This window comes from Hydrocarboniphaga sp. (assembly GCF_028291725.1).
In the GTDB taxonomy this organism is placed as follows: Bacteria; Pseudomonadota; Gammaproteobacteria; order Nevskiales; family Nevskiaceae; genus Hydrocarboniphaga.
Genome location: NZ_JAQGNT010000039.1, coordinates 42,746 through 54,920, shown reverse-complemented (window position 1 = coordinate 54,920; position 12,175 = coordinate 42,746). Strand labels below are relative to the sequence as shown.

Annotated in this window: 10 protein-coding genes; 3 read left to right on the top strand and 7 right to left on the bottom strand. The window is 65.7% G+C overall.

Features of this window, described 5'->3' with window-relative positions:
- The first annotated feature begins 53 nt into the window (after window positions 1-53).
- Both JWQ90_RS10230 and JWQ90_RS10225 read left to right on the top strand, forming a co-directional pair.
- A complete protein-coding gene (locus tag JWQ90_RS10230) occupies window positions 54-866 on the top strand; it encodes an MOSC N-terminal beta barrel domain-containing protein (protein WP_299693081.1) in 813 nt (270 codons plus the stop codon).
- Between the two features lie 197 nt (window positions 867-1,063).
- Window positions 1,064-1,453, top strand: a complete 390-nt coding sequence (locus JWQ90_RS10225) for a hypothetical protein (RefSeq protein ID WP_299693078.1) — start codon at window positions 1,064-1,066, stop codon at window positions 1,451-1,453.
- 93 nt (window positions 1,454-1,546) lie between these two features.
- Here JWQ90_RS10225 and JWQ90_RS10220 read toward each other — a convergent pair whose 3' ends face one another.
- Together JWQ90_RS10220 and JWQ90_RS10215 are read right to left on the bottom strand one after the other, a co-directional pair.
- Window positions 1,547-1,708 carry a YqaE/Pmp3 family membrane protein gene (locus tag JWQ90_RS10220; RefSeq protein WP_299693075.1) on the bottom strand — a complete coding sequence of 54 codons (162 nt, stop codon included), beginning with the start codon at window positions 1,706-1,708 and terminating at the stop codon, window positions 1,547-1,549.
- 95 nt (window positions 1,709-1,803) lie between these two features.
- Window positions 1,804-5,148, bottom strand: coding sequence for a DUF2126 domain-containing protein (locus JWQ90_RS10215; protein ID WP_299693072.1), 3,345 nt, complete (start codon window positions 5,146-5,148; stop codon window positions 1,804-1,806).
- A 202-nt stretch (window positions 5,149-5,350) separates the two neighbouring features.
- Between JWQ90_RS10215 and JWQ90_RS10210 the strand changes: the two genes are divergently transcribed.
- Complete coding sequence (locus JWQ90_RS10210; RefSeq protein WP_299693069.1) at window positions 5,351-6,400, top strand: Glu/Leu/Phe/Val dehydrogenase dimerization domain-containing protein; 1,050 nt, start codon at window positions 5,351-5,353, stop codon at window positions 6,398-6,400.
- A gap of 97 nt (window positions 6,401-6,497) precedes the next feature.
- On the opposite strand, the gene JWQ90_RS10205 is transcribed toward JWQ90_RS10210, so the two are convergent.
- From JWQ90_RS10205 to JWQ90_RS10185, 5 genes are all read right to left on the bottom strand, one after another.
- Window positions 6,498-7,364 (bottom strand): DUF4382 domain-containing protein, encoded by an 867-nt coding sequence (locus JWQ90_RS10205; protein ID WP_299693066.1) that lies wholly within the window; start codon window positions 7,362-7,364, stop codon window positions 6,498-6,500.
- Between the two features lie 58 nt (window positions 7,365-7,422).
- Complete coding sequence (locus tag JWQ90_RS10200; protein WP_299693063.1) at window positions 7,423-8,694, bottom strand: hypothetical protein; 1,272 nt, start codon at window positions 8,692-8,694, stop codon at window positions 7,423-7,425.
- Window positions 8,695-8,762: 68 nt separating this feature from the next.
- Window positions 8,763-9,956 (bottom strand): NHL repeat-containing protein, encoded by a 1,194-nt coding sequence (locus JWQ90_RS10195; protein WP_299693060.1) that lies wholly within the window; start codon window positions 9,954-9,956, stop codon window positions 8,763-8,765.
- A 275-nt stretch (window positions 9,957-10,231) separates the two neighbouring features.
- On the bottom strand, window positions 10,232-11,413 hold the full coding sequence (locus JWQ90_RS10190) for a HAMP domain-containing sensor histidine kinase (RefSeq protein WP_299693057.1): 1,182 nt from the start codon (window positions 11,411-11,413) through the stop codon (window positions 10,232-10,234).
- A gap of 16 nt (window positions 11,414-11,429) precedes the next feature.
- Entirely contained in the window at window positions 11,430-12,152 is a 723-nt protein-coding gene (locus tag JWQ90_RS10185) for a response regulator (RefSeq protein ID WP_299693054.1), read from the bottom strand.
- Between the last annotated feature and the right edge of the window lie 23 nt (window positions 12,153-12,175).

Here is a 12,175-nt window from a genome sequence, read left to right as displayed (position 1 = left end):
CCAACCTACGCCCTAAGCCTCCCCCGCAAGCGGGGAGGGAATAAACTGGGCTCATGTCGATCCGGCTCACCGCACTGCACATCTATCCGCTGAAGTCCTGCGCGGCGTTGGCGCCGACCCAGATCGAGGTCGAGACGCGCGGGCTGGCTCACGATCGCCGCTGGATGATCGTCGACGCCGGCAGGCGCTTTATCACCGGCCGCGAGCAACCCCGGCTGGTGCTGATACGCGCCGAACCGACGCCGCGCGGTCTGCTGCTGCGCGCACCGGGCCTACCGGATCTGCTGGTTGCTCCGCCGCGCGCGTCGGCGGAACGGATCGAGGTCACGGTCTGGCGCAGCCTCGTCGATGCCGCGCTCGCGTCCGACGAGGCCCACACCTGGGTGTCGCGTTTCCTGCGCGCCGATTGCAAGCTGGTCTACATGGACGCGTCCGCCGCGCGGCCTGTCGATCCCGAGTATGCGCAGCCCGGCGACGAAGTCAGTTTTGCCGACGCGTATCCGTTGCTGCTGATTTCGCAGGGCTCGCTGGCCGCACTGAATGCCAAGCTGCATCAACCGGTATCGATGCTGCGCTTTCGTCCGAACCTGGTCATCGACGGAGTGCCCGCGCACGCCGAGGACGGTTGGAAGCGCATGCGGGTCGGCAAGATCGAATTCGAGCTGTTGAAGCCTTGCGTGCGTTGTGGCTTCACTACCGTGATTCCAGAAACCGGCGCGCTCGATCCGCGCGGCGAACCGCTGCGCACCCTGGCGAACTATCGTCGCGGTGTGAAAGGCGTGCAGGGAGTTATCTTCGGCATGAACGTGATTGCGCGCGGCCGCGGCCGGATGACAGTCGGCGATACGGTCGAAGTGCTTTCGTAGGTCGGCAATCCCTTGCCGACGTGCTCAAGTCATTGGGGAGCACACGTCGGCAAGGGATTGCCGACCTACGGCTGCTGCAATGCAGCGTTCCACCTGTCGGTGCTGACGCTGCCGTCAGTCGTGGATTCAAGTTATGCGGCAATGAAGCCGACAACATGTTGGTAAGTACTCGTGCAAGACGAATCGGAGTCAAACAGATGAACAGCATGCTGCATGCCCCGCTCAGCGAATTCAGCCTTGAAGCGCGCACCGACGACGCCGGTGCCAACCACACGCCGTATACCGTGAAGCTCGCCATTGCCGAGCAGCCGGTAAAGTCTTCACGCAAGGCCCTGCATAGAGTCAGCGTCGAGCTGACGTGTGATGGCCGCGCGGTTCGGGACGCCGACGTTGCCGTCGAATTCCATCCGCTGCACGCACCTCGGGCCCAGCCCATCTACTCGCTCAGCGAACTGGTGCTGGCGCCGCAGCATCGCGCAGAGAACGCCGGGCAGTTCGATGGTGCAGTCGCGCTGCAGGCGGGCGATTATCGCGTCGACGTGACGATCAATCACGAGTCGCATGCGGGTTTTGTGATTCACATGTAGACACCGTAGTTCGGCAAAGGATTGCCGACCTACGGAAAACCGAGCCCAACAAAAAGGCCGCATTCTGCGGCCTTTTTGTTGTTGCCAGTACAGCTAATCGCGCGTCAGGATGATGTAGATCGCGTGGATTACGCCGGGGATGTAACCGAGCAGCGTCAGCAGGATGTTGATCCAGAACTGCGCGCCGATGCCGACCTGCAGAAATACTCCCAGTGGTGGTAGCAGGATCGAAAAAATAATGCGGATCACGTCCATGACGGCTCTCCCTTGTTGGTTGAATCGAGCGATGGAAGCTACGGCGTTTTCGATGAATCATCGCTGACGAAAAAACCAAACCCCATTCCTGAAATCTAGCGGCGTCTACGCAGATCCAAGGTGCATGGGTAATCCGGGTTGGGCGTCTCCGCGGCCGGCCAGTAGTTTGCCGGCGTGTGGCCGTAAGGCGCGAAGCGCGACAGCCGCCGTGCCTCGGCCTCGTAGCTGTTGACCGGGAAGGTCTCGTAGCTGCGGCCGGCCGGATGCATCACGTGATAAGTGCAGCCGGCGATCGCACGCTTGTTCCAGTCGTCGTACAGATCGAAAACCAGCGGCGTATGCACGCCGATGGTCGGATGCAGCGCGGCTGCCGGTTGCCAGGCGCGATAACGCAGGCCGGCGACGAACTCGTCGCGCACGCCAGTCTCGCGCAGCGGCAGGCGGCGTCCGCCGACGGTGATGAAATGTCGGCCCGGCGTCAGGCCCTTGGCTTTGATCTGCATGCGTTCCAGCGACGAGTCGACATAGCGCGAAGTGCCGCCGACCGAGGCCTCTTCGCCGAGCACCGGCCAGGGTTCGAGCGCGTGGCGCAGCTCCAGTTCGACGCCCTCGTGCTGCAGCACGCCGTGCAGCGGAAAACGGAACTCGTAGTGCGGCAGAAACCATTCGTCCTTGAAGGCGAAGCCGGCACCGCGCAGATCGCCCAGCACTTCCTTCAGATCCTGCCAGCAGTAATGCGGCAGCATGAACTGGTCGTGCAGGCGCGTGCCCCAGCGCACCAGCGGCCGCTCGTAAGGTTTGTTCCAGAACCAGGCGATCAGCGCGCGCAGCATCAGCTGCTGAGTCAGGCTCATGCGCGGATGCGGCGGCATTTCGAAAGCGCGGAATTCGACCAGGCCGAGGCGGCCGGTCGGGCCGTCCGGCGAATAGAGTTTGTCGATCGAGATTTCGGTGCGATGCGTGTTACCGGTGACGTCGACCAGCAGGTTGCGCATGATGCGGTCGATCAGCCACAGCGGCACCTGCTGCCCCGGCGGCGGCAGCTGCTGTAGCGCGATCTCGAGTTCGTACAGGATGTTGTCCTGGGCCTCGTCGATACGCGGATGCTGCGAGGTGCTGCCGATGAACAGGCCGCTGAAGAAATAGCTCAGCGCCGGATGGTTCTGCCAGTAGCGCACCAGCGAGCCCAGCAGATCGGGCCGGCGCAGGAACGGCGAATCTGCCGGCGTCGCGCCGCCGACGACGAAATGGTTGCCGCCGCCGCTGCCGACCGCGCGGCCGTCGATCAGGAACTTTTCGGTCGCCAGACGCGCCAGGCGCGCTTCCTCGTAGACCGTCAGTGTGATCTCGCGCAGCTCGGCCCAGCTGTGCGCCGGATGGATATTCACTTCGATCACGCCCGGATCGGGCGTGACCTTGAGCACGTTGATGCGCGAATCGGTCGGTGGCGAATAGCCTTCGATACGCACCGGCGCGTCGAGTTCGGCAGCGACGTCCTCCACCGCGGTGATGATCTCGATGTAGTCCTCGACGCCCGAAGTCGGCGGCATGAATACACACAGGTAACCGTCACGCGGTTCCACCGTCAGCGCGGTGCGCACGTTGCCGCCCTGCAGGTAGGCACCGCGCCTGGACGGCTCGGGCTGGTCGCGTTCGGCGATCAGTTTCTGCTGGCGCTCGCGGCGGCGCTGTTCCTGCTCGGTGAGCGGCGCCTGCAGGAACGGCTGACGGCGGATGTCGGCGTCCTCCAGCGGATCGACCTGGCGCATCGGATCGTACGGAATGATGTGCGGATACTGCGCGGCCGGTATCCACGGCAACGCTTCCAGCGGCAGACGGAAGCCCACGGGGCTGTCGCCGGGGATCAGGTACATGCGGCCGCCGCGGAAAGTCCAGCGCTCGCTGATCCAGGCCCGCGACTGCCAGCGCTGCACCGGCAGCACATAGCCCTTGGGCTGATCCAGGCCGCGCGAAAAAGTCTTGGCGATGCGCGCGCGTTCTTCCGGGTCCTTGATCTTGTTGTCGTCGGTGGCGACGTTGTCCGGCAGGCGGCCTTCGCGGTGCAGGTAGTAGAACGCGTCCTCGTAGGCTGGTAGCGCATTGTCGGGATCGATTTCAAGCCGGCGTGCGAGGCCGCGGATCAGTTCGCGCGCCAGCAGCGGCGTCGCCTTGGACGTGCCTTCGGAGAGATCGCTGCGCACGATCGGCCTGCCGTCGCCGCGCCAGTACAGCGCGTAGGCCCAGCGCGGCAGCTGCTCGCCCGGATACCACTTGCCCTGGCCGTAAGTCAGCAGGCCGTTCGGCGCGAAGCGCTCGCGCAGCCGTTTGATCAGCGCGTTCGCCAGGCCCTGCTTCATCGGCCCGACCGCGGCCGTGTTCCATTCGGCGCCCTGGCGGTCGTCGATCGAGATGAAGGTCGGTTCGCCGCCCATGGTCAGGCGCAGATCGCCGGCGACGATCTGCTGGTCGACCTGGTGACCGAGCGCGTCGATCGCGGCCCATTGGTCCTCGGTGTAGGGCTTGGTCACGCGCGCCGATTCGTGCAGGCGCGTGACCTTCATCTCGTGCCCGAACTCGGTCTCTAACTCGTCTTCCTCGTCCTTGCGCACGAAGCTCATCGAGCCCGAGATCGGCGCCGCGCTGCCCGGCTCCGGCGTCGCGCACAGCGGGATATGGCCTTCGCCGGTCAGCAGGCCCGACGTCGGGTCCAGGCCGATCCAGCCGGCGCCCGGCAAGTAGACTTCGCACCAGGCATGCAGGTCGGTGAAATCGACTTCGGTGCCGCTGGGGCCGTCCAGCGACTTCACGTCCGGCGTCAATTGCACCAGATAGCCGGAGCAGAAGCGCGCGGCCAGACCGAGGTTGCGGAAAGTCTGCACCAGCAGCCAGGCCGAATCGCGGCAGGAGCCGGAGCCGATATCCAGCGTCTCTTCCGGTGTCTGCACGCCGGGTTCCATGCGGATCAGGTACTTCACCGCCTGCTGAACGCGCGCGTTCAGGCCGACGATGAAGTCCACCGTGCGCAGCGGCGTCAGATCGATCGAGTCAACGAAGGCCTTGAACTTGGGCGTCAGATCGTCCAGGCGCAGATAGGGTTCCAGCTCCTTTTTCAGCACATGTCCGTAGGAGAACGGAAACTCTTCGGCGTCGGGCTCGACGAAGAAGTCGAAGGGGTTGTAGACCGCCATGTCGGCGACCAGGTCGACGGTGACCTTGAATTCGCTGACCGCGTCCGGGAACACCACGCGCGCCAGCCAGTTGGAATACGTGTCCTGCTGCCAGTTGAGGAAATGCGGCTCGGGCTCGATGCGCAGCGAATAGCTCAACACGCGGGTGCGCGAATGCGGCGCCGGGCGCAGCCGGATGATCTGCGGAGACAGCGTGACCAGGCGGTCGTAGCGGTAGACCGTCTGGTGGAACAGCGCAGCGTGAAGGGTCATGAGTTCGCGGTCGGCCTGAGGCAGGCGGCGGGACGATGCCCGGCCGCGGTGGGGTTCAGCTTGGCTTGGAGTGGGTAAGCGTAAGCAAGAATTGTCGCAGATCAAGGCCGACGCGGCCGGATTGTCCTCAGGGCCGGGGCCGGACTGGCCGCTAAACTAGGCCGTATCGGGGCGCCGCGGGCGCGCTCAAGCCGAGGTTCTTATGTCTGTTTTCGTTCATCCGGAATTCGACGCCCACGAGATCGTGGCGTTTCACCACGACCGCGACAGCGGCCTGAGGGCGATCATCGCGGTCCACAACACGGCTCTGGGCCAGGGCCTGGGCGGCTGCCGCATGTTCCCCTACGCCAGCGACGACGACGCGCTGACCGACGTGCTGCGGCTGTCGCGCGGCATGACCTACAAGGCGGCGCTGGCCGGCTTGCGCCAGGGTGGTGGCAAGAGCGTGATCATCGGCGACCCGCGCACCGCCAAGACGCCCTTGATGATCGCGGCGATGGGCCGCTTCGTCGACAAGCTCGGCGGCCAGTACGTGGTGGCCGAGGATTCCGGCACCAATGTCGACGATATCCACCTGATGGCCGAGTTTACCCAGCATGTCGGCGGCCTCGCCGATGCGAAGGCGACGGCCGCAGGGCGCACCGGTGATCCCTCGCCGGCGACCGCGCTCGGGGTGTTCTACGGCCTGCGCGCGGCGGTGCGCCACAAGCTCGGTCGCGACGATCTGCGCGGCCTGCGCGTGGCGATCCAGGGCGTCGGCAATGTCGGCTTCCGGCTCGCCGGGCATCTGCATGCCGCCGGCGCGGAGCTGTGGGTCACCGACGCCTACCAGCCGTCGATCGATCGCTGCGTCGCCGCTTATGGTGCCCGGCCGGTCGCGATGTCCGAGATCTATGGCCTGGATGTCGACGTGTTCTCGCCTTGCGCGCTGGGCGCGGTGCTGAACGACCGCACAATTCCGCTATTGCAGGCGCGGGTGATCGCCGGCGCTGCGAACAATCAATTGGCCGAGCCGCGTCACGACCATGTGCTGCTGGAGCGCGGTGTGCTCTATGCGCCGGACTATGTGATCAACGCTGGCGGCATCATCGACATCTATTACGAAGGCGAGCACTACGACTGGAACACCGTCGATGCGCACCTGCAGCAGATCGGCACGACCTTGACGCGGATCTTCCAGCGCTCGGACGGCGAGCATCGGCCGACCGGCGGGTTGGCGGATCGCATGGCGGAAGAGATTTTCAAGCAGTAGGTTGGGGTGAGCGCAGCGAACCCCAACATCGGCGCGGAACCCTGTTGGGGTTCGCTGCGCTCACCCCAACCTACACGCTCCTACAAGGGGCCCGTGCTCACTCCGCCAGCGTCACCGTCTCCGACTCGCCTTCCCCCAGCACCACGGATGCCGTGGCCAGGAACGTCAGGCCATCGTTGGTGGTCGGATTCTCGCTGTCGGCATTGCAGGTCACCGCGAGCGTGTAGTCGCCTGCGGTCAGCGCCGGGAAGCTGTAGCTGAAAGTTGTCGAGTCCGAAGACACGACCACGTCGGCCGACGCGACCGGGCTGCTGCCCTGGTTCTGCACGTAGTCCTGCGGCGTCACGTTGGCGCCGCTGAACGCATACACCGCAACGCCGGTGCCGAGTGTGCGGCTCTGCTGGCAGGCGCTGGAGCGCACCAGCGCTTCGTCGACGGTGCCATCGATGCTGCCGCTGCGATCGGTGTAGACCACGCGCAGCACCGGCGTCAGCGTGTAGTGGCCGCTGACGCTGGTCGACGGATACAGCGAGAAGCGGGTCTCCAGCACGACCAGGCGCTCGGTGCTGTCCTTGTCGCCGAGTTCGGCGTCCATGTCGGCGTAGCTCAGGCCGCTGCCGACATCGATCGGATACTCGGCGCCGTCGCTGGTGACCAGCGCCGAGCCGCTGTCGGCGAAACGCAGGCGCAGGCCGGTGTAACGGCCCTGCGCGATCTTGGCGCCGTCGATCAGCGTGGTGGTGTCGCCGTCGGTGTAATCGAGCACGTTGACCGGATTGTCGATGCTGGAATCCAGCTCGTGGTTGCTGCCGTCTTCGTCCAGCAGGTCGACACCGTCGATCATCAGATTGACCTGGTCGGCATCGCCGTATTTGGCGGCCGCGAGATCGACGGTGATCTTCGCCTCGCAGCCGCTCAGCGCCACGCAGGCGGCGATCAACAGCAGCGGCAAGGAGCGCGACACGGGCGAAGCGCGAAGCGCCGATTCAATTGGCGATTCAATTGGCGTTTCAATTGCAGATTCAATCGACATGGGCGAAGGAGTGAACCGTGACGGTGTCGTCGAGAACTTCGTCATCGACAGTGAAGGAAGCGGTGACTTCGAAATCACCATCGGTGTCGGTCGTGGTGACTTCACCGGCGGTGTCGTTGGTGGCGCCGATGGTGCCCAGCGTCGAATCGCTACTTGCAAACGAGACATGACGCGTGATCGGCATCACCAGGCCGTTGTCGAAGGTGCCGCTGACATTGATCTGGCCGGTAGCCGGATACGTGATCTCCAGATCGTCGGGGCTCGCCACCAGGCTGGTCAGCTCGGTGTTCTGGATCTGCCAGGTCTTGGTCGTCAGCAACAGATCCAGCGTCGTCAGCTTCAGCGTGATCGCAGCGTTGCCGACGTATTGGCCGGCCGTCACGTACCAGGCATCGTCGCCGAGGACCGCGTCGATATAGTCGCTGTCGATCGACGAAATCGTGGTCTGCGTGGTCACGTTCTGCAGCGGCGCCGCGGTATCGGCGAAGCCGGCGTTGACGGTGAATGCCTCGGAGAAACCTTCGGGCAGGGCGCTCGCGTCGCCGCGCTCGAAGTAGTCGATCGCCAGCGATGTGACCGGCGTGATGCGGAAGCTGGTCGACACTTCGCGATCACAGTTCGGCAGGCGCGCCACCAGCCGCAGATTGTCGCTGCCGGTGGTCGAGTTGGCGTGCACCAGGCCGGTGCCGGAGTCGACGTAGGCATGCGAGGTCGCCGGATCGAAACGCCAGATACCGGTGGTGGTGATGTCCTGCTCGGGCTGGCCCTCGGTGACCACCGCTTCCAGCTTGAACGCCTGCGTCAGATCCTCGCCGATGTCGGTCAGCGCGTTGTCGATACGCAGGTCCGCAAGCTCGCTGACGTCGACCGTGATCGACGCGTGCAGGCTCAGGTAGGTAGCCGAAATCGTCGCGGCGCCGGGGCGCAGCGCGACCAAGGTGCCGGCGGGATACACCGTGCCTTCGGGGCTGGCGGTGACGCCGTCGCTGACGAATACGATGGACGGGTTCTGCGACACCCAGGCAACGCGCGTGTCGTAGGTACCGGTGCTCTCCTTGCTGCCATTGGTGAACACCACATACGCGTTCATCTGCACATTGGTGCACTCGGACATGTCCGCCGCCGCTTCCTCGCCGGTGAGGCCGAGATACAGCCGGGTCGGCTTGGTGCCGTCGCCGACCGTAGCCGAGCAGGCACACAGCGCGCAGGCTCCGGCGAGGGCGGTGACTGCAGCCACCGCCCGTGTAAAAGAAAACCTCATGGGATCAGACTCGCTGTGCGAAGAATGCGGGACGCGCAGGTGGGGCGTCGGTGGCGCAGCGCTGGCGATCAGTCCGTGAAATACAGCACGCGGTGATTGCTGGTGTCGCTCACGTAGAGCACGCCGTTGTAGACGGTCACGCCGGTAGGCAGGCTGAGCGTGCGATCGGAGGGGTTATCGTCCTTGGTGCCGTCCTGATCGTCGTCGTCCGGTGTGTTGGCGCTGTAGGTGTTCTGGCCGTAGACCTCGACCGCCGAAGAGCCGTTGGCGATCGGGAAGGAGTCGAACTTCAGCACGCGGTTGTTGTAGGCGTCGGCGACATAGATGCTGGTGCCGTCCGAGGTCACGCCGTAAGGCGTGCGCAGCGCGGCCTGGCCGACGCCGGCGCTGGTGCGCGAGAAATCGGTCTGGCCGATCTCGTAGGTCGCGGCGGTGCCGTTGGTGCGGGGCACGGACGACCAGTACATCACGCGGTTGTTGCCGCTGTCGGCGACCAGCAGGCGCAGGCCGTCGGTCCACAGGCTGCCCGGGTTGTTCAGGCCTTCTTCCTCGGCGCCGATGGCGACGTAGTCGGGGCCGAACGCGGGCTGGCCGAGTACCACGTCGGCAGCGGTGCCGGAAACCGTCGGCAGCGTGTTCCAGATCAGCACGCGGTTGTTGAACTGGTCGGCGACGAACAGCCGATTGTTGGCGATCATCGCCGACACCGGTGTGTTCAAGGCGCTGGCGCTGGTGCCGGTATCGCCGGTGGTGAAACTGGCTTGGCCGAGGACCACGTTGGGCGGTGTGTTGGCGGTCGGCAACGTGTTCCAGATCAACACGCGGTTGTTGCCGGAGTCGGCGACGACCAGGTGGGTGTCGGTGATCGACACGCTGCTCGGCAGCGCCAGCTGGGTCGCCGAGGTGCCGGACGAGCCGCTGGTGAAATCGGTCTGACCGATCACGAAATCCGGCGCGGTGGTGCTGCTGGCTGGAATGCTGTTCCAGCCGAGAATGCGGTGATTGCTGTAGTCGGCGACATAGAACATCGTGCCGTTGGTGGCGATGCCGCCGAACTGCTGCGCGAAGCCCAGCGCGTTGACGCTGCTGCCGCGGTTCGACAGGTAGCCGGTGAAGTCGGCCTGTCCGATGACCGTGAATGCGATGGGCATGTCGATGCTGTCGTCACTGCCGCCGCCGCCACCGCAGGCGGCTAAACCGAGGGTCAGCAGGGGAACGGCGAACAGCGCAGCGCGGCGCAGGCGCGGCTTCGATACAGGCATGGCGGACTCTCGTGAAAAGGAAGGAAGCGCGCCATGGATGCGGCGTCGGCGCGTTGCCGGCACGATAGGTGAGAGCTGCGTTGATCAGGGTTGCGGCATTGCAACCCCGGGTAACCAATGTAAAGCGGGGCTTAACACTTGAGACTTTTGCGACGGCTTGCGGGCTTGGCCGAGGTAGGTTGGGGTGAGCGCAGCGAGCCCCAACATTTCGTCCGCGCTGATGTTGGGGTTCGCTGCGCTCACCCCAACCTACGAACTACGACTACGCCTTACGCTCAGCGCGGCTGGCGCGGCAGCGTGATGGCGACTTCGAGGCCGCCGCTGTCGAGATTGCGCAGATCGAGACGGCCGCCCATCGATTCCACCAGATCCTTGGTGATCGCCAGGCCCAGGCCGGTGCCGCCGCTGTCGCGGTTGCGCGAGGATTCGACGCGGAAGAAAGGTTCGGTAACACGCGGCAACAAGGCCTCCGGAATGCCGGGGCCATGATCGCGCACGCGCAAGGTCAGCGAATCGCTGCGGTCGATCATGTCGAGCTGCGCGCTACCGCCGTAGCGCACCGCGTTTTCGAGCACGTTGGCGATCGCGCGCTCGAACTGGCCAGGCCGGCAATGCAGCTTGCGCGCGGTGCCGTTGAGCGTGACGTCGGCGCCGGTGTCCTGCAGACGCTCGACGATGATCGCGGCCAGCGCATTGATGTCGACGTCCTGCATCGGCTCGCCGCTGTGCACGCCGCGCATGAAGGTCAGGGCTTCTTCGACGCGCTTCTGCAAGGTGCCGATGTCGTCGGCGATCGGCGCCTGCAGATGTTCCGGCAGCAGCGCCAGGCGCAGCTGCAGGCGCGTGATCGGCGTCTTCAGGTCATGCGACATCGCCAGCAACGCATCGCTGCGGCCGTGCAGGAAGCGCAGCAGCCGGTCCTGCATGCGGTTGAACGCGTTGGCCGCGCGCCGCACTTCCGGCGGCCCGCGTTCGGCCAGCGGTTCGCCGCCGACGTCGCGGCCGAGCGCCTCGGCCGCGCGCGACAGCCGCTGCAAGGGCCGCATCACCCACCAGCAGGTGATCCAGACGATCGCGGCGGTGATGCAGAAGATCGAGATCAGGTGCTGCCAGGGCACGATCCAGTTGTGTACCGCGAAAGTCAGCTTCTGGCCCAGGGTTTCGTGCGCCATCAGCGGCGGCGTCTCCCAGGGCGCCGGCGGGCCGTGCTCGCTGGGATTATCACGTGGCGCGATGCGGAAACCGGGCTGCGCCATGAAGCTCGGAGTCGGCCTCGGCGGGCCGAAGTCGGTGCTCGACTGCAGCACCGATACCGGCCGCGTTTCCCACAGGAAGCGGATCGTCAGGTACTGGCTGATGACGATCACCGGCGACACCAGCAGCGCCACTCTCAGCGACAGCGGGATGCGGCCGTACGAGTGGCGGATCAGCAGGCGCAGATGTCGCAACGGCCTCATCTGCCGGGGTCTGCACTCACGAGGTACTGATCTCGGCGGTCAGCACGTAGCCGCGGTTGCGCACCGTCTTGATCAGGCGCGGCTCGCGGCCGTCGTCGCGCAGGCGTGCGCGCAGCCGCGAGATCGCGATGTCGATACGGCGCTCGAAAGGATCGGCCGGGCGGCCGGCGGTGGCTTCCATGATGCGGTCGCGGGTCAGCACCTGGTTGGCGTGCTGCAGCAGCAGTTCGAGCAGGCGGAATTCCAGGCTGGACAGGGCGACTATCGCGCCCTCGGGGTCGCGCAGCTCGCGGCGCACTGCGTCGAAGCTCCAGCCGTCGAAGCTCCAGCCGCGCAGCCGCGTCGACTGTGCGCCCGGCGTGGCGCTGGCGCGGCGCAGCACGGTGCGGATGCGCGCCACCAGCTCGCGCGGGTCGAAAGGCTTGGCGACGTAGTCGTCGGCACCGACCTCGAGGCCGACCACCCGGTCCACCGATTCGCCGCGCGCGGTCAGCATGATCACCGGCGTCGCCGAGCGCGTGCGCAGCTCGCGGCAGATGCTCAGGCCGTCGTCGCCGGGCAGCATCAGGTCGAGCACGATCAGGTCGGCGGGCTGCTCGGCCAGCGCCCTGGTCAGCTCGCGGCCGTCGGCGACCGCGCGGGTCGAGAACCCGTACTGGTCGAGCACCTGGCTGAGCAGCTCGCGGATCTGCTGATCGTCGTCGACGACGACGATATGGGGACGATGGGTCTGGTTCATGGCCAAGCGGTGGGCGGGCGGAT